This window comes from Novosphingobium sp., from assembly GCF_031417815.1.
Taxonomy (GTDB): domain Bacteria; phylum Pseudomonadota; class Alphaproteobacteria; order Sphingomonadales; family Sphingomonadaceae; genus Novosphingobium.
Map to the genome: position 1 here is coordinate 22,978 of NZ_JANOWI010000056.1, position 23,253 is coordinate 46,230.

The following is a 23,253-nucleotide window of genomic DNA, read 5'->3' on the forward strand; positions in this document are numbered from 1 at the left end:
CAGGACTGGCGCTTGCATAGTGCAAGTCGAGCCTTGGTGTGGCAGATGTAACAATCGATTGCAACGACAATTTGTAAATCGATTGCAGCATACGATTGCATGTGGCATCCCGGCCACAGAGTGCAGATCTGCGGAGCGGTTGAACGTGTCGCGGCGCAGCATTGCAAATGTTGACAATTTCGGGCCCGCACCGCCATGTGGCGGGCAATCGCATCCAAACCGGGGAACGCATCATCCTGTGACCAAACAGCCGCCTGTGACCGCGCGCATCCGCAATATTGCGGAACTGGCCCGGCTGGCTGGCGTTTCTGCCGGAACGGTCAGCCGTGCTTTGGCGGGCAAATCGCTGGTCAACTCGGAAACCCGCGAACGCATCCAGGCGCTGGCGCGCGAACACGGGTTTCGACCCAACCAGATGGCCCGGCGCCTGCGGGTGCAGGAAACCAAGGTGATCGGCGTGGTCGTGCCGCTGGGCCACGAACGCCGCCAGCACCTGTCCGATCCGTTCTTCATGACGATCCTGGGCCATCTGGCCGATGCGCTGACCGAAGACGGCTATGACATCATGCTCAGCCGGGTGATTCCCGATGCTGACGACTGGCTGGAACGGATTGCCGATTCGGGCATGCTCGACGGCGTCCTGCTGATCGGCCAGTCAAACCAGTTCGACGCGATCGAGCGGGTGGCCAGCTGGTATCGTCCGCTGGTGGTCTGGGGCAGCCACCGCCCGGGGCAAATCCATTGCACCGTCGGGGTCGACAATCGCAAAGGCGGGCAACTGGCCGGTGAATGCCTGATCGGCGCAGGACGAAAGCGGCTGGCGTTTCTGGGCGAGACAATCGCGCCAGAGCTGGCCGAACGCTATCAGGGGCTGTGCGATGCGGCAGCCGCGTCCGGCCTGCCCGCACCGCTCAAGCTCGACACGCACCTTGCCTCAGACATCATGGCCGACGAGATCGCCGCGCATATCGACCGGATCGGCAAGCAGGTAGACGGGATTGCCGCCGGGTCTGATCTGATTGCGATGCACGCGGTACGCGCGCTGGCCGATCGCGGCATTTCGGTGCCGGGCGATGTCTCGGTGACCGGATTCGACGATCTGCCGCTGGCTGAACAGACCATCCCCCGCCTGACCACGATCAGCCAGTCAATCGCCGCAGGGGCCCGGGCGATGGTCGATGCCCTGTTCGCCCGCGCGGCAGGGCAAGATACCCCTTCGGTCGAGATGGAGCCCGTGCTGGTGCGGCGCGATACCGCTTGAACGCCTGTCAGTATTGCAGGGTCAGCGCCGTGCAGCCATCGCGGCTGAACAGTTCCGCCGAACCATGATCCAGCCACAGATCGAGCGCCAGAGCGGGATCCAGATCGAGCGCGCACAGCGCATCCAGAAATGGCGCATGCGGCACCTGACGGCTGACCACCAGCCGCGCGCCGCGCCGTTCCACCCCAATCGTGCGGCCCAGGCTGTCGGTTGCGGTCCAATCGAGATTGCTGCCGCCCGGCAGGCTGAGCTTTCCGACCAGCGCCTGCCCGGCCTTGTCGGGCGTCAGGGCGGGAACGCCCGCGGCCGCAGCCGGCTCCACTTCCTGGCGCAGGCGCAAGTGGCCGCCCTGCCGGGTCAGCGAGATCCGGCGCGGCAAGCTCATCGCGCCGCGCCAGCCCTTTTGCGGCAAACGTCCCTGATAGGCATGATTGCCCATCCAGCCGATCCAGACCGGGCGTCCGGCCGCATCGCGCGGTTCGTGCCAGGCGATTGCAGCGTAAAAGTCGCGGCCATGATCGGCCACCTGCCATAACGGTTCGAGCGCAGAGCCATCGGGCACGAAGCGGATCCCGTCGAAAGTCCCGGTCTGGTAGAGCGCGCCCGATCCCGGCGCATCGTGCAGCACATCGACCTTGAACAGCCAGCGCGTCTCGCCGGTGCCTTCAACCGGCAATTCGATCAGCAGCGGGCATTCCCAGATCCGCCCCGGTGCGCCGTTGCCGTGGATCACCGACATCTCGTCCCACTGTTTCAGATCATGTGAGGCAAAGATCAGTGCGCGGTTCTCGTTCGAGAGCACCACCGCCATGATCCAGCGATTGGTGGCTTCGTGCCAGAAGACGTTTGGATCGCGGAAATCGGCCATTCCAAGATCAAGCACCGGGTTGCCGGGATAGAGCTGGAATGTTCGACCATTATCGGTGCTGTGGGCGATTGCCTGGGCTTGCCGCTGCGGGCCGTGGCTGGCGGCGGCGGTATAGACCGCCACCATCGCATCGCGGCCGAACCCGGCCTTGCCGGCATCATCGATCACGGCCGAACCGGAAAAGATCATGTCCTGCGCCGTTTCGGGAATGGCGACGGGCAGTTCCTGCCACGCGGCCAGATCGGGGCTGACAGCATGGCCCCAGCTCATGTGGCCCCACTCCTCGCCCTGCGGGTTGTACTGATAAAACAGGTGCCATTCGCCCGCGTGGTGAACCAGGCCGTTGGGGTCGCTCAGCCAGTTGGCTGCGGGCGCATAGTGGAATTGAGGTCGCACGGTATATCTTCCGGAAACGGGAGAGGAATGTCAGGCGATCGTCACGGTGTCGCCCGCAAACGCGAGGTGGAACACCGGTGCCGGGGTGCCGCCGAACTGGCTGCGCAGCAGCGCTGGATTATCGGCAAAATTCCGCCCCTGCATCCCCCAATGATCGATGAAGCTCCACACCGCGCCTTCGCCGGTTACCCACCAGCTGTAGCCCTGGGTCGGTTCGCCCGCCGGATTGCCAGCGACGAAGCCAGAACCGTTGACCGGACGATAGGGGCCGCGCAGCTGTTCTGCAACCATGGCGTAGAGCCCATTGGGACCAGTTTCTCCGGCAGGATTGAAGGTGCGCCGCTGGGTTGACCAGAACAGGTAATAGAGCCCGCCGCGCACCACCACATGCGGACGTTCAAGCTCGTTGTTGACCCCGACCGCCTCGAGCAGCGGATCCTCAAGCTGCCAGTCCCCCGCATCATCACGCGTGGCAAGCCCGATCACGCCGTTGTAGTCATGATGATCCCACCCGGCGCTGGCCGTAAACAACAGGTGCGCTTGGCCCGAGGCCGGATCACGAAACCAGGCCGGATCGCGGAACGCCTTGATCATGCCCGGCGTGCCTTCGCCCTCGGCAGCGATGAAATAGCGTGCACCATCAGGGCGGACCAGTTCTTCGCTGGCGCTCCAGTCGCCCGGACCATCCTCACCAAGTGTTCCGCGCGCCGCGAACAGGCGCTGCTCAAAGCTGTGTCCTTCGCCGCGGCGCCCGGCGGCGGTGAAGAACAGTGACACCGAACGGCCATCATCGTGCAGCACCGCGCTGCCGGCCCATTCGCGCGATCCCGGGCTCAGCGCACCCGGCAGGCAATCGCCATGATCGCGCCAGCCGTCCGGGCCAAACGAGGCGAGGCGGATTTTCGCCGCATTATGGCGCTGGCCAGGATCGGCAAAGCACGGCGCGCTGAGGAAAAACCAATACTCCCTCGCGCCGATCCGCGCGGTACGGCCATCTTCGTGGGCCAGCGGCCAGCTGTCCCACAGATCGAGCCCGGGGATTATCTGCACAGCATCGCCGGCCTGGATCGGCGCAATTTCCGCCCCGGCGATCGGCCCGGGCCGCCAGCGGCTGGCTACAATGTTCAAAACTGGTTCGTTCATGCGTGCATACCGGCGGCAGTGCCGCTGGCCCTTTCGATCATGCTGGAAAGCGCCGACCCATCGGGCGGCTGGTAATTCGCTTCGAGCGCAGACCTGACCCGCTCGACCTCAGTGGCCGCCATGACGGCGACGACCGCGCCGCCAAACCCGCCGCCCGTCATCCGCGCACCGCCCTGTTTGCCGATCGCAGCGTTCAGCACATCGACCAGCCGGTCGACCGGCGGCACGCTGACCTCGAACAGATCGCGCAGCGATGCATGGCTGGCGCGCAGAACCGCGCCGAGCGCGGCAAGATCGCCGCCTTCAAGCGCTGCAACGGCGGTTTCAACCCGCGCAATCTCGCTGACCACATGGGCCGCGCGCCGGGCGATCTGCGGATCGAGCCTCGCCGTTGCAAGCCGGGCCGCATCGACGTCGCGCAGCGATACCACCCCCAGCGCCTGCGCCGCCGCTTCGCAATCGGCGCGCCGCGCGTTGTAATGGCCATCGACCAGCCCGCGGACCACGCCCGATTGCACCACCAGCACCGCCCAGCCCTGCGGCAGCGGCACCTGGCGCGTGTCCAGCGTGCGGCAATCGATCAGCAACGCGTGCCCATCCTGCCCCGCAGCGACTGCCATCTGGTCCATGATCCCGCAGCGCACCCCGGCCCATTCGTGCTCGGCCCGCTGCGCTGCCAATGCAATTGCCCGCGGTGCCGGTTCGGCTTCGCCCCGCGCCAGCGCCAGCGCCCGCCCGACCGCAACGCACAGCGAGGCCGACGAGGACAGCCCAGACCCGCGCGGGATCGATCCGGCGATGGCCAGCCGCACCCCGCCGGGCGCACCACAGGCCATGCCGCGAACATACGAGCGCCAATCGGCCGGGCCATGCGGGGCAACAGCATGCGGCACGAACCGGTCACGCGCCTGATCAAAATCGAGCGCGACAACTTCAACCGCGGCATTGTCGGCCGGGCCATAGGCAACCGCAGTCCCCACGGCCAAAGGCATCGGCAAGACCAGCCCATCGTTGTAGTCGACATGCTCGCCGATCAGGTTGACCCGGCCCGGCGCGAACACCGTGCCCACAGGCTCGGTGCCAAACGCGGCGCAAAATCCGGCATGGGCCCTGGCGAACGGATCCATCAATCGATCTCCACCGCGCGCAGGCGCTCGGCCGCCGTTTCGGGTGTCAGATCACGCTGGGTTTCGCCCAGCAGCTCGAACCCGACCATGTGCTTGCGCACCACGGCCGAACGCAGCAGCGGCGGCAGGAAATGCGCGTGCAGCCGCCAGTGCGCGCTATCATCGCCGTGCCCGTGCGGGGCACCATGCCAGCCAAACGAATAGGGGAAATCGCAACCAAACAGCCCGTCATAGCGGCGCAGCAGGCGCGAAAGAATTGTCGCCAGGGCCGCGCGGGCGGTGTCGGAAAGTTCCTCGATCCGCGCCACAGGATCACGCGCGATCAGCAGCACTTCGAACGGCCAGGCCGCCCAGTGCGGCACCACGGCCAACCAGTGATTGTTGGCTTCGACCACACGGGTGCCGTCGGCCAGTTCTGCCTCGGCCACGGCATCGAGCAGGACCGCGCCGCGCTGTGCCAGAAAGGCGCGCTGGGCCCCATCTTCTTTGCCAACCACTTCGGGCACGAAATCGCTGGCCCAGACTTGCCCGTGCGGATGCGGGCTGGACGCACCCATCATCGCGCCCTTGTTTTCGAACAGCTGGACATGCCCCCAGTGCGCGCCGAGTTCGGCTGATTGCGCGCACCAGCAAGCGATCACTTGCGCCAGCGCGGCGGCGGGCAACCGCGCCAAGGTTGCGCCGTGATCGGGACTGAAGCAGATCACCCGCGCCTGCCCGCGCGCTGGCTGGCTTTCGAACAGCGGGTGCGGATCGCCCGTACCGCCTTCGTCGAGCAGCGCGGCAAAATCGTTGGCGAAGACAAAGGTGCCGGAATAGTCCGGATTGGCCTTGCCGTTGGCGCGCGTGTTGCCCGCGCAAAGATAGCAAGCCGGGTCATGCGCGGGCGCAGGCGGCGTTTGCGGCGGCGCGGCCTCGCCCTGCCACGGGCGCTTGGCGCGGTGGGGCGAAACCAGCAGCCATTCGCCGGTCAAAAGGTTGCGGCGGCGGTGCGGCAGGTCGGCCTGGCTCATCGGGCGACTCCATGAAATATGGCAACGCTTTCAGCCTTGAGCGGCGGCAACGGCATCCCGGCCTGCGCCAGCCACGATCCGGTGAAGCGCTGCGGCGCAGCGCGCATCGCATCAAACAGGGCCGCACTGTGCATCGCATAGCCGCGCCTGCCGCCGCCAATCCGCAGCAGTTGCAGCGCCACGTCGTCCGCCTCGGCCAGGAACGGCAGCCGCAGCGGCTGCGGCCGGCGATCATGCGGCGGATCGGCGCGGATAACGAATAGCAGGAATTCCCGCGCGGTGCCCGCCGCCTGCCAGACCAGACCGTCAGCCCCCTCACCCTGCCAGGTCCGTGTCCCGTGCAGCAGATGCCGCCACGCCTTGTGAAACGCGATCCAGTCGGCCAGTTCGGCGCGGTCGGCTTCGTCCAGTTTGCGCGGATCAAGTTCCACCCCGAAGTGGCCGGGCATGGCCACCGCAGCGCGAAAGCCCAGGGCCTGCGTGCGTCCGGTGGCGTGGGCCGGGCTGGCGCCGATGTGTGCACCCATCAGTTCGGGGGGGAGGAAGGCGAGGAAGCCGCGCTGCATCGCCACGCGGCTGACCGCATCGATATTGTCGCTGGTCCAGAAGCGGTGGACATAGGACGCCAACCCGGCATCGCTGCGCCCGCCGCCGCCCGCGCAACCTTCGATTTCCACCAAGGGGTGTGCGGCGCGCAGGCGGCCCAGCAGATCATAAGTTCCCGCCATCTGCGCTGCGCCGCCAGCGGGGGCGAGATCGCGGTTGTGATCCCATTTGAGGTACGAAATTGCCACTTCGCGCAGCAACGTATCAAGCGCGCCGAACAGGTAATCACGCACTTGCGGCAGCGCCATGTTGAGCACCAGCTGGCCCCGTGCGGTCGGCTGTGCCCGGCCCGGCACATGCAGTGCCCATTCGGGATGGGCGCGGGTGAGATCGCTGTCCGGGTTGACCATTTCGGGTTCGACCCACAACCCGAATTCCATCCCCAGCGCGCAAACCTTGTCCGCCAGCGGTTTCAGGCCGTGCGGGTATTTGACCGGATCGCAGGTCCAGTCGCCCAGCCCGGCCGTGTCATCGTCCCGGCCCTTGAACCAGCCGTCATCGAGCACGAAGCGTTCGATCCCGATTGCTGCCGCAGCCTGCGCCAGGTCGGCAATCCGCGCTTCGTCGTGATCGAAATAGCAGGCCTCCCAGCTGTTGAGATGCACCGGGCGCGGCCGCATTGCCCCGCCCGGCCAGTCGATCTGCGCGCGCACAGCGGCATGGTGTTGCGCCGCTGCGCCGCCGCGCCCCTGGGTAGAGACGGCAAGGATCGCCTGCGGTGCGGTATAGCTTTCACCGTGCTGCAGCACGACTTCGCCCGGTTGCAGCACGGCCCCGGCGCTGAGCAGCCAGAACCCCTCGTCATCGCGCTCCACGGTCAGGCGGCTATCGCCCGACCAGGCGAGCTGCAGCGCGTGGACCAGCCCGCTGTGATGCCCGGCACCTTCGCCCAGCACCACCACGCCGGGCGGCCCGCCGTGCCCGGAGATGCCGCGCCGCCCTTCGCGCGCCCAGACTTGCTGCGGCATCGCCTCGCGGCATTCGGCCAGCTCGGCATTGTGCCGGCCGCGCCATGAAATCAGTCCGGTGCTGTCGGCCGCCAGCGGGATCTGCGCGCTGGCCAGCCAATCCAGCGTCAGCGCCGCCGCGCCGCGATTGGTCAGCCGCGCGTCAAACCGGAACGCCCCGCCCGGATCGCGCGTAATCGACTGTTCGAGCAGCAGACCTTCCTGCGGATCTTCCAGCCGGATCGTGATCGCATCTGCGTCCGCTTTCACCGCACTCACGGTGAAATCGATCATCAACGCGCGGCCATCACGCCGCGCGGCCAGGGCAACCGGACCAAACCAGCCGAACCCCGCCACCGGCGCGGTGCAGAGCGACACATCGCCATCGAGCGAAAAGCTTGCCGCTGTCCGCCCGTCCCCCAGCGGTGCCAGCGCGCCCGGATCCAGCCGCGCGCCAAGGTGCCGCCACACCGGCGCACCGGCATCACGCAGTTCGAGCACCAGGCTGGCCTGATCGCTGTGCAGGGAGGCGAGCAATGCTGGCATCAGGCGGCGGCCGGAACCCTTGCCCCGGTTTCGCCGTCAGTCCTGATCCGCAGGACCGCAGCCGCCGCGCACAGCATCAACACCCCGCCAAAGGCGAGCGCATTGCGCGGATCGCCGCCCAGCACCGGCTCGTAGATGAAGGTCATTGTCCCGGCGAAGACCAGCATCGGGGCGCAGATCATCATGTTGAAGATACCCATGTAGACCCCTGTGCGTTCCGCCGGAATGGCATTGGCAAGGATGATGTACGGATTACCCATGATCGATCCCCAGCCAAGCCCCATGATCCCCATCATCACCCACATTGGTGGTTCGCTGTTCAACATCGGCATGGTTATCATCGCGCAGCCGGTCAGCACCAGGCAGGTGGCGTGCAAATGCACCGCGCCAAAACGGCGGGCCAGCGGTGCCATCGAAAAGGCCGCCACAAAGGCGATTCCATTGTAAAACGCCCCCATCGGACCGGACAGCAGATCGGCTTCGCGGAATTGCTGGGTGCTGCCATCCGATGTGCCGAACAGCGCCATCGAAATCGATGGGACGCGGTAGGCCCAGTAGCAGCACATCGCGTACCACTGGAACAGGCTCATCCAGCCCATGGTCCGCATCGCCTGCGGCATTTCGCGCATCGCCGCGAAGATTTCAGCAAAGGTCGATTTGAAGCCCCTGGGCAAGGCCGCGATGCGTGCGCGTTCGTCTGCCGGCAGCGGTAATTCGGGTACCCGCCAGATCGACCACAGGATCGTGGTCAGCGAGAGAACCGCGCCGATATGGAAGGCCAGCCGGGTATACTCCGGAATCACCCCGGGCGCGGCCAGCTTGGACACACCGAACAGGTTCACCAGCAGGAACGGGCTGATATAGGCCAGGCACTGGGCAAGGCCGGTGAACCCGCTTTGCGACAGGAAGCCGAAGCCGCGCTGCTCTTCGCGCAGCCGGTCGTTCACATAGGCGCGGTACGGTTCCATCGTGATGTTGTTGCCGACATCGAGCAGAAACAGAATCGAGAAGGCCATCAGCAGACTTTGCGAGAACGGCATCAGGAACAGCCCGGCGCTGCACATCAAGGCGCCGATCAGGAAATAGGGGGTGCGCCGTCCGAATCGCGACAGGGTGCGGTCGCTCATCACCCCGATCAGCGGCTGGACGATCAGCCCGGTCAGCGGCCCGGCAATGCCAAGCCAGGGGAAATCCGCCTCATCCGCGCCAAGATAGGCGAAGATCGGGTTGGCCTGCTGCAGCCCGAAACTGAACTGAAGGCCCAGAAAACCCAGGTTCATCTGCAGGATTCGCGTGAGCGAAAGGTGTGGTTTGCCGACAGGCATCAGGTTTCTCCCCAAGCGGCTTTTGCCTGCTTTGACAGCATTCAATGTCACAGTCTGGGGATGATGACAACAATCGATTGCAGCAGGTCTGGCGCGCTACCCGGTTTGCTGGCAAAAGGCACTGGCAAGCCATGGAAATCAAGCACGGAGGAGGCGCAACGTGGACCAGCGATTGATCGGCGCAATTGAAGCGGGTGGAACCAAATTCGTGGCTGCGCTGGCGCGCGGCGACGGCACCGTGCTGGCCGAAACCCGGATTGCCACCCGCACCCCGGCCGAATGCTTCCCCGATCTGGCGGCTTTCTTCGCGCAGGCGGCCGCCGCGCATGGCCCGATCGCCGCGTTCGGCGTGGGCAGTTTCGGGCCAATCGATGTCGATCCCGCGTCCCCCGCTTACGGCACCTTCACCACCACCCCCAAACCGGGCTGGTCGGGCGCGCGCTATCACGATGTGCTGGGGCGGTTTGGCGTGCCGATCATGGTCGATACCGATGTAAACGGTGCAGCGCTGGGCGAATGGGAAAAGGGTGCGGGTCAAGGCTGCCGCACGCTGGCCTATACCACGGTGGGCACCGGCGTGGGCTGCGGCGTGTTGAAAGACGGCACATCGCTGATGGGCTTTTCGCATTATGAAGGCGGGCATATTCCGATTGTCCGCAATGCGGCGCGCGATCCTTATCAGGGGTTCTGTCCGTTCCACGGCGATTGCCTTGAAGGACTGGCGGCAGGCCCGGCGATCAAGGCGCGCTGGGAGCAAAGCCTGTCCGAGCTAGGCAGTCCGCCCGAAAAGGTCGACCTGATCGCGGACTATGTTGCCCAGCTGGCGGTCAATCTGATCCTGCTGCACATGCCCGACCGGCTGATTTTCGGCGGCGGCGTTATGAAGACTCCCGGCCTGATCCCGGCGCTGCGCAAGGCGACTGAAACACGGCTGGCGGGCTATATCAAGGCACCGCAGCTCGATCCCGGGCTTGAACGCTACATCGTCGGATCCGGGCTGGGCGATGAAGCCGGGATCACTGGTGCCATCGCGCTGGGGCGGCGCGCGCTAGGCCTCTAGCGCCAGCAGGGCAAAGCTCGCCAGCCAGTGCTCACCCATGTAATCGCCCGCGATGTGCGGCATGGCGGCACCCAGGTGGTCTTGCGCGGTCCGGACGGCCAGTCCGATCACCGGGTGCCCGGCAGGCAGCGCCCGCGCGATCTGCCGCCAGCACCACGCGCGGCTTAGGTTGAGCCCGTCGAGGTGCGCGATCTTGCCGTCGCTGCGGTCGGACACCGTGGCGGGTATCAGCAAGGTCTGCGGTTCGCCCGCCGCGATCTGCGGCAGGAACAGATCGAGCCATGTCGCAAAATCCGCATCCAGCGCGCGGCTCATCAACACGGCTTCGCACAGCGCCGGGGAGAGGAATTCGTCACCGCCCGGCTCCCACGCCTGGCAGCCCTTATCGGCCACAAACCATTCGCGCGCGCGGCTCTCGATCAGCCCTTCAAGCGCGCCATCATGCAGCCGCGCCCAATCGAGCGCGAGGGTCAGAGCGAAGGCCGAATTGAAATGCGTGCCGGTGCGGATCGGGTAGGTCTGCAGCGGCAGGAAGTCAGCAAACCGTCGCGCGAAAACATGCGCGAATTCATCGCTATACCGCGCCCATGCTGCACTATGCTGCACCATCTCTGCGTGCAGCATAAGTGCCCATGCCCAGCCATAGGGCCGCTCAAACCCGCGCGCCGAGGGGCGGGTAAGATAGGCCGTTTCGGCCCCGAAGTTCGCCGCGGTCAGCACCGCGTCCGCGCGCGTGCGCACCGCTGCAGCTTCGGGCAGATCAGGATAGAGCCGGGCCAGGCGCAGCACCTGCCACCAGCCGTGAACGCGCTATGCCAATCGAAGCTGCCGTGGAAGATCGGGTGGAGCTGCGCCGGAGTCTGTGCGTCGTCAGGCCCACCCAGCACATGATCAAGCTTGTGCGGATATTCGCGGCCAAGGTGCCCCAGCGTCAGGCCCATGAACCGGGCGGCCAATGCGGCATCCAGCACGGTCATGGAAAAGCGACCCAGGCAATCAGCGCAATGTTGAACACCAGCAACGGCAGCGCGGTGCCGATCTGCGCTTTGACCACCGCGTTGCGATCTTTCAGATCGAGCAAGGCGGCGGGGACGACGTTGAAATTGGCCGCCATCGGCGTCATCAAGGTGCCGCAGAACCCCGCCAGCATGCCCACCGCCGCTATTACAGCCGGGTCGCCGTGGTAGTGCTGGATCAGCAGCGGCAGTCCGATCGCCGCCATCATCACCGGGAAGGCGGCAAAGGCATTGCCCATCACCATCGTGAACAGCGCCATGCCAAGGCCGTAAGCCACAACCGCGGCCAGGCGCGAATCCGCCGGGATCACGCCCGACATCGCTTCTCCCACCACCTTGCCCACACCGGCAATCGCAAAGACCGCGCCCAGGCTGGCCAGCATCTGCGGCAGCAGCGCCGCCCAGCCGACCGCATCCATCAGCCGCCGGCCTTGCTGCAGCGGCACCAACGGACTCTCGCGCAGCCAAATCAGTCCGGCGGCTGACGCCAGCAACACGCCCAGCGCCAGGCTGACCAGCGTGACCTGCCTGGGATCGACCAACTGCGGCACGGCCTTGAAGGCAAAGGAGCCGATCAGGGCCGTGGCCGGAATCACCAGCGCCAGCAGAAACAGGCGGTTGCCGTGGCTGGCAGCGCGGGTTTGCTGCTGGGCGGCGTCATCGCCGGCCACGCCCTTGCCCAGACCGCCAAGGCCGGCGATGGCAACCAGCGCCAGTACCAGGAACCCGTTGCCCAGATCGCCCAGCCGGTCGCCCGCCAGCATCGACAGCGCCAGCAGCGCCCAGAATGCAGCGGTGGAATAGCGCTTGGGATTGCTGCGATCGCGCGCAGAAAGCGCGGCAAAGGCGGCAAAGACCAGCCCGGCCAGCAAGTAGATCTGCGGCAGACCGATCATCCGCGCCTCCGCCCAAAGCGCCGCAGCCGAAAGGCATGGATCGCGAACGCGGCGATTGCGGAAGGGATTGCCCAAACCGACAGCTCGAACGGGGTGAGCACGATGCCTTGCTGTTCCAGAAAACCCTTCATCAGCAGGATCGATCCGATCGCGATGAAGATATCCTCGCCAAAGAACAGCCCGACATTGTCGGTGGCGGCGGCCATGGCTTTGACCTTGTCCGCCTCTTCAGCAGTCTCGGGCTGCGCGGCGGCAAGTGCCATCGGGGCAAGCAGCGGGCGGACCGTCTGGGCATGCCCCGCGATCGAGGTCAGCCCCAGCGCAGCGGTGGCCTGGCGCAGCAGCAGATAGCCGGTCAGCAGCCGCGGCAGCGTCGCGCCTTTCAGCCCCGCGACCAGCGTGCGCGCGCGTTCCTGCAAGCCGTGGGCTTCCATCAGCCCGATCACCGGCAGTACGATCCACACCACGCTGACATAGCGGGTTTCGTTGAACGCCTTGCCGAACGCGGCGATCACCGCCAGCAGGTCCATCCCTGCGGCAAGGCCAGTGGAAACCGCAGCGGCCAGCACCACAACCAGTGGATTGAACTGCAGCGCAAAGCCCGCGATCATCACCGCAATGCCGATCAGCAGCCACGGGTTCATGGACTTCCGTACCCTCCCCCGCCAGGTGTTTCGATCACCATGACATCGCCCGCGGCCATATCCACGGCGGCGGTCGCCGCAAGAACCTCAACTTCGCCTGAGGTTCGTTCAACGCGATTGTTTCCGGGCAGGGCATCGCCGCCGCCGTTCAGCCCGAACGGCGCATGAATCCGCCGTCCGGCCAGGATCCCGGCCTGCATCGGTTCAAGAAACCGCACGCGCCGCACCGCGCCATCGCCGCCCTTCCATTGCCCCGCCCCGCCGGATCCGCGGCGGATATGGAAGTCTTCGAGCATCACCGGGAAGCGGGTTTCCAGCACTTCGGGATCGGTCAGGCGGCTGTTGGTCATGTGGGTCTGCACCGCGTCCGCCCCGGCAAAGCCCGGCCCTGCACCCGAACCCCCGGCGATGGTTTCATAATACTGGTAGCGATCATTGCCGAAGGTGAAGTTGTTCATCGTGCCCTGGCTGGCAGCCAGCGCGCCAAACGCACCGAACAGTGCGTCGGTCACCGCCTGGCTGGTTTCGACATTGCCCGCCACCACTGCTGCAGGATGGCGCGGGCGCAGCATCGAGCCTTCAGGGACCACAATCGTGACCGGTGCCAGGCAGCCCTCGTTCATCGGGATCGGATCGTCGATCATGGTGCGCAACACATACATCACCGCCGCGCGAACCACGCTGAACGGCGCATTGAAATTGCTGTCAAGCTGCGCGCTGGTGCCGCTGAAATCGACGGTCACGTGGCGCGCGGCCGTGTCGATCGAGACCGCCACGACGATGGTCGCGCCGCAGTCCATCTCCACCTGGAACGCGCCGTCTTCCAGCCGCGCGACCAGCCGCCGCACCGCTTCTTCGGCATTGGCGTGGACGTGGCCCATATAAGCGCAGACCACATCGCGGCCGTGTTCCTTGCAAGCCGCGTCCAGCCCCGCAGCTCCGCGTGCGCAGGCGGCGACCTGTGCCGCCAGATCGCCGAGGTTTTGATCCACATTGCGCGCCGGGTGCGGACCGGAACCGAGCAGCGCGCGCATCTCCGCCGCGCGCATCCGGCCTTCATCGACCAGCAGGAAATCTTCGATCAGCACGCCTTCGTCCATGATCGTGCGGCTATCCGGCGGCATCGATCCCGGCGCAATCCCGCCGACATCGGCGTGGTGTCCGCGCGCCGCGACGAAGAAGCTGGGTGCCGCGCCATCTTCCGCCACAAACACCGGGGCGATCACGGTGATATCGGGCAGATGCGTGCCCCCGGCATAAGGCGCGTTGAGCACATAGGCATCGCCGCGCCTGATCCCGCGCCCGTCCGCCTCGCCGCCGCGCGCGCGCAGCACCGTGGCGACGCTTTCGCCCATCGAGCCCAGATGCACCGGCATATGCGGGGCATTGGCCACCAGCCGGCCCTCGGCATCGAACACCGCGCAGGAGAAATCGAGCCGTTCACGGATGTTGACCGAAGAGGCGCTGCGGGCGAGCGCGGTGCCCATTTCTTCGGCAATCGCCATGAACAGGCCGTTGAACACTTCGAGCCGGATCGGATCGACCTGGGTTCCGTTGGCCGGGTCCGAATGGCGCGGTGCGGTGCGGGTCAGCCGCAGCGTGCCGTCACTATCCACCTTCAGCGACCAGCCCGGCTCGACCACTGTGGTGGCCAGCGGATCGACCACGATCAGGGGGCCGCCCGCAGTGAACCCGGCAGCCAGCCCGGCGCGGTCGTGCACCGGCACTTCATGCGCCGCGCCCCCCATCCAGCACCGGGCCACCGAAATCGGCGGCGCAGTCCTGGCAGGCATCGGCCATGCGAGCTGCGCAGCACCGATGTCTTCAGCCACGGCTTCCACCCGCACCCGGTCAATCACCAGCGCACCGGTGCCGGCAAAGCCGAATTCCGCCAGATGGCGCTCGGCAAATTGGGCAGCCAGTTCAGCCGCCGGGCCGGGTTCCAGCTCGATGGTGTTTTCCGATCCCTCCGGCCGCACGAACAGCCGCGCCTCGATACGGGTGGCAGGCACGCCCAGCTGCAGTTCCGCCGCATCGGCCAACCGCGCGCGCAACGCTTCAACGGCAGGTTCAACGCCGGGTTCCAGGGCCAGCCCCAACCCGCCTTCGCGCACCGCGGCCTCGCTGGCCAGGCCCATGCCATAGGCCGAAAGCACCCCGGCGAACGGGTGGACCAGCACCGTATCGATCCCCAGCGCATCGGCGACCAGGCAGGCGTGCTGCCCGCCCGCACCGCCAAAGCAGGCCAGCGCGTGGCTGGTCACATCATGCCCGCGCGCGACCGAGATCTGGCGGATCGCGTGGGCCATATTGGCCACCGCGATCTGCACGAAGCCTTCAGCCAAAGCTTCGGGGGCAATGGCCTGCCCGGTTTCATCCTCAACCAGCCGGGCCAAAGCGGCGAATTTCTGATTCACCACGCCCGCATCGATCGGCTGATCACCCCCGGGACCGAACACCTTGGGAAACTGCTCGGGCACAAGCTTGCCCAGCATCACGTTGCAATCGGTAACGGTCAGCGGCCCACCATTGCGGTAGCAAGCCGGACCCGGCACCGCACCCGCGCTTTCCGGCCCGACCACCAGCCGCCCGGCATCGAACCGGCAGATCGATCCCCCGCCCGCCGCCACGGTGTTGATCCGCAGCATCGGCGCGGCGATCCGCACCCCGGCGACGCGGGTTTCACTGTCGCGCTCGAACGCCCCGGCATAGTGGCTGACATCGGTCGAGGTGCCGCCCATGTCAAAGCCGATCACCTTAACCGCGCCTGACTTTTCCGCGGTGCGTGCCATGCCGACGATCCCGCCAGCCGGGCCGGACAGGATCGCGTCTTTGCCGTGAAACCGCAATCCCTCGATCAGCCCGCCCGAACTTTGCATGAACAGCGGCCGCGCCGCGCCGCCCAGCGCAGCGGTGAACTGATCGACATAGCGGCGCAGCACCGGTGAGAGGTAGGCATCGACCAGTGTGGTATCGCCGCGCGCGACAAGCTTGATCAGCGGGGCCAGTTCATGGCTGACCGATACCTGGGAGAAACCCGCCGCGCGCGCCAATTCGGCCAGCCGCGCTTCGTGCGCCGGATAGATCCAGCCGTGCATCAGTACGATGGCGATTGAACCCAGCCCGGCGGCGCGCGCATCCTTGAAACCGGCCAGCGCCGCCGCTTCGTCAAGCGGGGTCAGCACGGTGCCATCGGCCGCAACCCGCTCGTCAATCTCGAGCACGCGGGCGTGAGGCGGCTGCGGCAGCACGATCCGGCGCACGAACAGCTCGGGCCGTTCCTGGGTGCCGATGGTCAAGGCATCGCCGAAGCCCCCGGTGATCGCCAGCAGCGCCGGCTCACCCTTGCGTTCAAGCAGCGCGTTGGTGGCAACCGTGGTGCCCATCCGCACCGCGCACGGCGGCAGCGGCCCTGAGGCCATCCCGGTAAGCTGCCGGATCGCGGCAATCGCCGCGTCTTCGCCGCGGTTCGGGTCCTCCGAGAGGATCTTGGCGGTGCGCAGGGACCCATCGGGAGCGCGGGCCACCACATCGGTAAAGGTTCCGCCGCGATCGATCCAGAACTGCCAGCCGCCGCGCACCCGTCAGTTGGCGTCGTCAGGCGTCACGATGATCACCACGCGGCGGTTTTGCGTGCGGCCTTCGGGTGTGTCGTTACCGGCGATCGGCTGGGTTTCACCCCGGCCGACGGCGCGCACATTGGCCGCCGGCATGCCTGCTGTGACGAACTGCGCCTTGACCGCGGCTGCGCGCCGTTCGGACAGCTGCTGGTTGTATTCGGGCGATCCGGTCGAATCGGTATGGCCTTCGACCCCCGCGCCATCGATGCCGACACTGGTCAGTACCGCGGCCAATTTGCCGATCGTGACGCCAGCTTCAGGAGAGAGCTCGCTCTGGTCGACGGCGAACAACACACGTTCCGACAAGCCCAGCTCATAGTTTTCCCCCACCGGCTTGAATTCAGCCTCGGTGAGCGCAGCAACCTGTTTGTCCGAAAAATCCGAAGCCTGCGGCACAGTCTGGCAAGCGGCCAGAACCGCGATTGCTGCAACTGCCAAAATCCCACGCATTTCCCGGCGATCCTCTTGCTCTGCACGTATCCCGATAACGCGTTACGCGTTCCGGGGATGCATGCCAGAATCTGCCTTGCTTAGCAATTCGCCGATCGTCGCGCCGTCCTGCGGATGGCGGGCTTGTCCGATGGCAAGTTCGATGCGCGCCTGGGTCCCGTCAGGCAGACGAACGGCATCGTCCATCGCAACCCTGATCCAGTCCACCGCGGCGTCGACGCCAGCGCCCTCGGGCGCCGGGAGCAGCAAGACGGCAAACTCGTCCCCGCCGATGCGGAAGGCGGCGTCATCGCCGCGCAGCACGCTGCGCAGCCGCTGCGCCACCGCGATCAAGGCGGCATCGCCGCTCTCGATCCCGTGCACCGCATTGAAGGCCTTGAAGCCATCGATATCGACGTGGATCAGCGCCAGCGACAGGCCGCTTTCGATCGCGGTCTGGACGGTCTTCTCGAACAGCGCCCGGTTGCCAAGCCCGGTCAGTTCATCATGCCGCGCGCGGCGCTTGAGCTCGGCATTTTCGGAAAGCATGCCGGCCTGCCAGGCCTGCAGTTCGGCCAGCAGCGCGTTGAAATCCTGCCCCAGCCGGTCGATCTCGGCGATCCCGGATGCGGGCACCCGCTTTTCGAAGGCGCGCTGTTCGCGCACCTCGTGCGCAACGCGCGCCACCTGCTCCAGCGGGCCGATCACACCTTGCTGCAAATGCCGCGCCAGGATCCGCGTGCCGACCACGCTCAGGCCGATGCATGCCAGCGCGATCACCAGCCCCGCGGCGATGAAACGCAGAATTCCGCCCGAATTGCCATAGACCAGCACAGCACCGATCTTTTCGCCCGAATGGCTGACAACCGCGGCAGTTGGCCTGGGCCAGACCACGGCGTTGAGCTTGCGCACCAGCCAGCCGCGCGCATCGCCGTGCGCCCGTGTCCAGCTGGCCAGACTACGGCCCGCATTGTCGCGCAGTTCAACCCGGTCAACGCTGGGATATCCGGCCACTGCACCGATTGCATCGGTCATCGCCTGGTTGTCCTGGAAAACCATCGCCGGCTCGGCTGAATAGGCCACCGTATCGGCGGCCAGCCGCAGGTTGGTTGCCATGTAGTTGTGGATCACCATTGCCCCGCTCAGCATCAGGCTGGCGGTGGCCAGCACCACGGCGAAAATGATCAGCTGCAGATGGACGCGCGACAGCAGCAGGCGCAAGGTGGGCAAACGGGCGGGCGTCATCGCGTCAGCCCCCGCTCTTGGCGACGCGCAGCACCCGCGGATCGACCCTGAGGCCCGAGCGCGAAACGGCATCGATGTTCATCCGGAAGCTGAGGCCAGCGGGCTTGAAGGTCAGCGTGAACATCGCCTCGCTTGAGCTTCCGGGATCGTTTTCGGCAATGGTCAGCACGCCGCGGCCGCGCACCGCGCTTGTCAGCTGGCGCTGCGCGGCAAGCGGAATGGATCCGATATAGACCGCATCGCACCCCGCCAGCGCCGCGGGCTGGGCGGCCACGTTGCGGCGCACCACCTGGCGCCCGTCGGACAGCCGCTGATTGCCGATCTGCGCGCCGTGCTGGGCATTGCCGGCCACGCACAGCACCAGCGCGCTGCGCGGCTGCGGCCAGCGCGAATATTCAAGGATCGCCCGCACCGTGCGCGCCACCGCGCCGGCATAGGGACCGCCCACCGGGCTGCTACCCAGCGGCATGTCGGCGCCCAGCGCCGCCACCGACAAGGTCGCCGCACAGGCGGCAGAAAGGCGCGTAATGGTGTTCATCCCCGTGATCGGGCGATAGACCACCCTAATCCTTACGAAAACCGCGAAGTTGGCCGCAGCGACTGAGTCTTTTTACAGGTTTGGCCGCAGGATTGGTTTCGAACGCAACCAATGCTAGTGCCCGAAGCTATGCACAGCCCGATCGATCGTAACACGCTTCGCCGCGCTTGCCGGATGGAAGAGGAAGCCTGCATTGCGCTGCGCCTCACCGAGGCTGCCCCCGCATTGCAGGTTCATGACGCGGCGCGCCGCATCGCAGCACGGCTGGTCGAAGGTGCCCGTGCGCACAAAGCCAGCGGGCTTGATGCGTTCCTGCAGGCTTATGGTCTTGGCACCGATGAAGGCATCGCGCTGATGTGCCTGGCCGAAGCACTGCTGCGGGTGCCCGATGCCGCCACCGCCGATGCCCTGATCCACGACAAGCTGGGCGGGATCGACTGGGGCGATCATGTCGGCGAAAGCAGCAGCACGTTTGTCAATGCCGCCACCTTCTCGCTGATGCTGACCGGGCAGGTGCTGCTCCAGCGGCGCGCGGAAGCGGGCGGGCTGGGCGCGTCGCTCAAGCGCGCAGTGGGGCGGCTGGGCGAACCGGTGATCCGCCAGGCGACCTTGCAGGCGATGAAGATCCTGGGCGGGCAGTTCGTGTTCGGCCGGACCATTGCCGAAGCGCTGGAACGCGCCGCGCCTGAGCGCAAGCAGGGCCTGACCCACAGCTTCGACATGCTGGGCGAAGCGGCGATGACCTTTGCCGATGCGGAGAAGTATCTTGCCAGCTATCACGGCGCGCTCGATGCAATTGCGGCTGAGGCAGGCGCGGGGATTGTCCGTTCGCCGGGGATTTCGGTGAAGCTATCGGCGCTCTATCCGCGCTACGATTTTCTCCATGCGGAGGCGGCGCGCGCGGCCTTGGTGCCGATGCTGAAGGTGCTGGCCTTAAAGGCGCGCAATGCCGATGTGCACTTCACCATCGACGCCGAAGAGGCCGAGCGGCTCGAGCTGTCGATGGACATCATCGAGGATCTGGTAGCCGATCCGGACTTGTTCGCGGGCGGCTGGCAGGGCTTCGGGCTTGCCTTGCAGGCCTATTCGAAACGCGCGGTGCCGATGGCGGAATGGGTGACGGCGCTGGCGCGCAGATACCACCGGCGGATCATGGTGCGGCTGGTCAAGGGCGCCTATTGGGACAGCGAGATCAAGCTGAGCCAAGTCGGCGGGCACGGCGACTATCCGGTGTTCACCCGCAAGGTTGCAACCGATGTCTCCTACCTCGCCTGCGCCGCTAAATTGCTGGCCGCACCCGATGCGATCTACCCGGCCTTTGCGACCCACAACGCCTATACGGTGGGCGCGATCAAGGCGCTGGCCGGGAGCACCGATTTCGAATTCCAGCGGCTCCACGGCATGGGCGAGGACGTTTACGGCGAACTGGCCCGGATTGAGGGCGATAAGCGCACCCCGGTGCGGATCTACGCGCCGGTTGGCGGGCACAAGGAACTGCTGGCCTATCTGGTCCGCCGCCTGCTGGAAAACGGAGCAAACAGCAGCTTCGTCAACCGCATGGCCGATGCCGAAGTGCCGGTGGATGAACTGGTCGGCTGCCCGGTGGCCGAACTGGAAGGGCTGAAGCCGCGCCGCAACCCGGCGATCCCGCTGCCGAGGAATATCTTTCCGGGACGGGTCAATTCCAAGGGCGTGGATCTGGCCGATCCGCTGGTGAGGGAGCCACTGCAGACCGCGATGGAAACATTAGCAAACGAAACCGTCTGGACGTTTGCCCCAACAAACTTGACGACAGACGAGACACAGTTTCGGGTCGTGAATTCACCGCAGGACGGCAAACTTGTAGGCGAATGCCTCGATGCAATAGGCCAGGATGTCGAATACGCTATTGGCGCAGCCCTGGTTGCCCAGCCATCCTGGAATGCGCTTGGCGGCTCTAAGCGCGCCGATCTGTTAGAGGCGGTCGCTGACCTCTATGAAGCAAGCCGTGACGAGTTCCTGTCATTGTGCCAGCGCGAAGCAGGGAAAACCTTGGTCGATGCGGTGCTCGAACTGCGCGAGGCGGTCGACTTCCTGAGATATTACGCCACCGAGGCGCGCCGTCAGTTCACGCCCGAAGGCGAGGCTCTTCCAGGTCCGACTGGTGAGAGCAACCGGCTTACCCTTCATGGGCGCGGTGTGCTCGTCGCGATAAGTCCGTGGAATTTTCCGCTAGCGATTTTCACTGGCCTTGTCGCAGGGCCGCTTGCTTCGGGCAACACAGTGCTTGCTAAGCCCGCCGAACAAACCCCGCTGATCGCGGGTTTCGCAATCGACCTGTTCCACCGGGCTGGCGTGCCGAACGACGTGGTCCAGTTCGTCCCCGGCGACGGCGCGATCGGCGCGATGCTCACCTCAGACCCGCGCATCGCCGGAGTAGCCTTCACCGGCTCGACCGAAACCGCGCAGGCGATCAACCGCAGCCTGGCCGCGCGCAGCGGTCCGCTGGCTACCCTGGTGGCCGAAACCGGCGGGCAGAACGCGATGATTGTTGACAGTTCGGCGCTGCCCGAACAGGTCACCCGCGATGTCGTCGCCAGCGCGTTCCAGAGCGCCGGCCAGCGCTGTTCGGCATTGCGGGTGCTCTATCTGCAGGACGATGTGGCGGACCAGATGCTGGCGATGATCAAAGGCGCGTTCGAGGCGCTGGTGATCGGCAGTCCGGAAGACCTCGCCACCGATGTCGGCCCGGTGATCGATGGCGAGGCCAAGGCCAAGCTCGACGCCCACGTCGCGGCGATGAAGCGCAAGGGCCACGCGGTGTGGCAGCGCAAACTGCCTGAAGCGTGCAAGGCCGGGCATTTCGTGGCCCCGGCGATCATCGAGATCGGTTCGATCCGCGATCTGGCCAATGAAAACTTCGGCCCGGTGCTCCATGTCGCGCGGTTCAAAGCCGATGCGCTGGGACAGGTGGTGGACGATATCAATGCCGTCGGCTTTGGTCTGACCCTAGGGCTGCACAGCCGGATCGATGCTACGCGGCGGCTGATCGAGGCGCGGGCGCGGGTCGGCAATTTCTATGTCAACCGGAACCAGATCGGCGCGGTGGTCGGCAGCCAGCCGTTTGGCGGTGAAGGCTTGTCGGGCACCGGACCCAAAGCCGGCGGCCCGCACTATCTGGCGCGCTTTGCGACCGAGCGGGTGACCTGCATCGACACCACTGCGGCCGGCGGCAATGCCAGTTTGATGGCGGGGTAACCCAACGATCCTTCCCATTTTTGGCGAATGCCACAAATGGGGAGGTGGATCGTCCGCAGGACGAGACGGAGGGGTTTCTGGGCTGGCGTGGTTACCCCTCCGTCAGTGCTTCGCACTGCCACCTCCCCATTTGTGCTTCGCAAAAATGGAGAGGACCTTATAGGTTGGTCCGATGGGGATGGGGAGTGATGCGATGAAGAAGTGGGTGCTGGTGGCAGGCGTTGCAATTGCTGCGCTTGCAGGAACGGTCGCCGCGCGCACCGCGATGTTCAAGCCTGATGCAGTGGGCGATGGATCGGGGATCACCGTGGCCCCGCCGCCAGCTTTTGACAGTGCCGCAGCCGCCCAGCACCTCAGCCAGGCGGTCCAGATCCAGACCGTCTCGCACCAGGACCCGGCCGAAAACCAGATCGGCGAATGGGACCGGCTCCACGTCTGGCTGGCCAGCACCTATCCCAAGGCGAATGCCGCGATGCAGCGCGAACTGCTTGGCAAGACCCTGCTCTACACCTGGCCGGGCAGCGATCCGGCCGCCCAGCCGATCATCGTGATGGCGCACCAGGATGTAGTGCCGGTCACGCCGGGCACCGAAAAGGACTGGAAGCACCAGCCCTTTGCAGGCGAAATAGCCGAAGGCGCGGTCTGGGGCCGCGGATCGGTGGACGACAAGGGATCGCTGGTCGCGCTGTTCGAAGCGCTGGAGGCGCTGGCCGGGCAGGGCTTCAAGCCCAAGCGGACGATTATTCTGGTGTCGGGCCATGATGAGGAAGCGGGCGGCAGCGGTGCCGAAGCTGCAGCCAAAGTCCTCGCCAGCCGCAAGGTCAAGGCGCTGTTCACGATCGACGAAGGCGGCCTGATCGCCACCGATACCCCGATGATCAATGGCCCCGCCGCGATGATCGGGATTGCTGAAAAGGGCTATGCCACGTTGCGCGTCACGGCCCTGGCCACCGGCGGGCACAGTTCAGCCCCGCCCGCGCCAAACGAGATCGGCACCATCAATCTCGCCAAGGCCATTCTGGCGATCAATGCCAAGCAGTTTCCGCTGGAATTGCGCGGCCCTGCCGAAGGGATGGTTGCTGTGCTGGCCGCCAAGGCCGGCGGGGTCAACAAGATGGCTGTGGCCAACCGCTGGCTGTTTGGCGGAATGGTCACCGGCAAGATGGCCGCGAGCCCGGCCTCGGCGGCGATGCTGCACACCACCATCGCGCCGACCATGCTGACCGGCAGCCCCAAGGAAAACGTCCTGCCGCAAACCGCGACCGCGCTGATCAATTACCGTATCGCGCCGTGGAACAGCTCGCAAGATGTGCTTGATCGTGCCCGTGCTGCCACC

At 66.0% G+C, this 23,253-nt stretch carries 16 protein-coding genes and 1 pseudogene; 4 read left to right on the forward strand and 13 right to left on the reverse strand.

The genetic code is table 11. The features are described from left to right. Positions 1-238 precede the first annotated feature (238 nt). A complete protein-coding gene (locus RMN99_RS14015) occupies positions 239-1,261 on the forward strand; it encodes a LacI family DNA-binding transcriptional regulator (RefSeq protein ID WP_309623946.1) in 1,023 nt (340 codons plus the stop codon). Between the two features lie 7 nt (positions 1,262-1,268). Here RMN99_RS14015 and RMN99_RS14020 read toward each other — a convergent pair whose 3' ends face one another. From RMN99_RS14020 to RMN99_RS14045, 6 genes are read right to left on the reverse strand one after another with little or no spacing between them, the layout of a single operon-like run. Further along, on the reverse strand, positions 1,269-2,525 hold the full coding sequence (locus RMN99_RS14020) for a glycoside hydrolase family 32 protein (protein WP_309623947.1): 1,257 nt from the start codon (positions 2,523-2,525) through the stop codon (positions 1,269-1,271). Between the two features lie 30 nt (positions 2,526-2,555). Further along, complete coding sequence (locus RMN99_RS14025) at positions 2,556-3,668, reverse strand: glycoside hydrolase family 68 protein (RefSeq protein ID WP_309623948.1); 1,113 nt, start codon at positions 3,666-3,668, stop codon at positions 2,556-2,558. Then, on the reverse strand, positions 3,665-4,795 hold the full coding sequence (gene galK, locus RMN99_RS14030) for a galactokinase (protein ID WP_309623949.1): 1,131 nt from the start codon (positions 4,793-4,795) through the stop codon (positions 3,665-3,667). The genes RMN99_RS14025 and galK overlap by 4 nt, the downstream gene beginning before the upstream one ends. Then, a complete protein-coding gene (locus RMN99_RS14035) occupies positions 4,795-5,808 on the reverse strand; it encodes a UDP-glucose--hexose-1-phosphate uridylyltransferase (RefSeq protein ID WP_309623950.1) in 1,014 nt (337 codons plus the stop codon). Before RMN99_RS14035 ends, galK begins: the two co-directional genes overlap by 1 nt. Further along, positions 5,805-7,907: an alpha-galactosidase gene (locus RMN99_RS14040; RefSeq protein ID WP_309623951.1), complete on the reverse strand. Its 2,103-nt coding sequence runs from the start codon at positions 7,905-7,907 to the stop codon at positions 5,805-5,807. Before RMN99_RS14040 ends, RMN99_RS14035 begins: the two co-directional genes overlap by 4 nt. Beyond that, positions 7,907-9,232 (reverse strand): MFS transporter, encoded by a 1,326-nt coding sequence (locus RMN99_RS14045; protein WP_309623952.1) that lies wholly within the window; start codon positions 9,230-9,232, stop codon positions 7,907-7,909. Before RMN99_RS14045 ends, RMN99_RS14040 begins: the two co-directional genes overlap by 1 nt. Positions 9,233-9,392: 160 nt before the next feature. On the opposite strand from RMN99_RS14045, the gene RMN99_RS14050 reads away from it, so the two are divergent. Beyond that, complete coding sequence (locus tag RMN99_RS14050; protein WP_309623953.1) at positions 9,393-10,292, forward strand: ROK family protein; 900 nt, start codon at positions 9,393-9,395, stop codon at positions 10,290-10,292. On the opposite strand, the pseudogene RMN99_RS14055 reads toward RMN99_RS14050, so the two are convergent. The 7 genes and pseudogenes from RMN99_RS14055 to RMN99_RS14085 form a co-directional block, all read right to left on the reverse strand. After that, a pseudogene (locus RMN99_RS14055) lies at positions 10,281-11,269 on the reverse strand (DUF2891 domain-containing protein). The gene RMN99_RS14050 and the pseudogene RMN99_RS14055 sit on opposite strands and share 12 nt — an antisense overlap. Further along, positions 11,266-12,204, reverse strand: coding sequence for a DUF979 domain-containing protein (locus RMN99_RS14060; protein WP_309623954.1), 939 nt, complete (start codon positions 12,202-12,204; stop codon positions 11,266-11,268). Before RMN99_RS14060 ends, RMN99_RS14055 begins: the two are co-directional and overlap by 4 nt. Then, on the reverse strand, positions 12,201-12,848 hold the full coding sequence (locus tag RMN99_RS14065) for a 5-oxoproline transporter, DUF969 family subunit (protein ID WP_309623955.1): 648 nt from the start codon (positions 12,846-12,848) through the stop codon (positions 12,201-12,203). The genes RMN99_RS14060 and RMN99_RS14065 overlap by 4 nt, the downstream gene beginning before the upstream one ends. After that, the gene (locus RMN99_RS14070) at positions 12,845-16,429 is read right to left on the reverse strand and encodes a hydantoinase B/oxoprolinase family protein (RefSeq protein ID WP_309623956.1); all 3,585 of its coding nucleotides are present in this window, start codon (positions 16,427-16,429) and stop codon (positions 12,845-12,847) included. Before RMN99_RS14070 ends, RMN99_RS14065 begins: the two co-directional genes overlap by 4 nt. A 3-nt stretch (positions 16,430-16,432) precedes the next feature. Continuing rightward, positions 16,433-16,918, reverse strand: a complete 486-nt coding sequence (locus RMN99_RS14075) for an OmpA family protein (protein ID WP_309623957.1) — start codon at positions 16,916-16,918, stop codon at positions 16,433-16,435. 42 nt (positions 16,919-16,960) lie between these two features. After that, a complete protein-coding gene (locus RMN99_RS14080; protein ID WP_309623958.1) occupies positions 16,961-18,142 on the reverse strand; it encodes a diguanylate cyclase domain-containing protein in 1,182 nt (393 codons plus the stop codon). Positions 18,143-18,146: 4 nt separating this feature from the next. Next, entirely contained in the window at positions 18,147-18,680 is a 534-nt protein-coding gene (locus tag RMN99_RS14085) for a YfiR family protein (RefSeq protein WP_309623959.1), read from the reverse strand. Positions 18,681-18,809: 129 nt separating this feature from the next. Here RMN99_RS14085 and putA point away from each other — a divergent pair, with 129 nt between their 5' ends. Both putA and RMN99_RS14095 read left to right on the forward strand, forming a co-directional pair. Beyond that, a complete protein-coding gene (gene putA, locus RMN99_RS14090; RefSeq protein ID WP_309623960.1) occupies positions 18,810-21,917 on the forward strand; it encodes a bifunctional proline dehydrogenase/L-glutamate gamma-semialdehyde dehydrogenase PutA in 3,108 nt (1,035 codons plus the stop codon). Positions 21,918-22,089: 172 nt separating this feature from the next. Further along, positions 22,090-23,253: M20 family peptidase (locus tag RMN99_RS14095; RefSeq protein WP_309623961.1), on the forward strand; the 1,164-nt coding region annotated here is incomplete at its 3' end.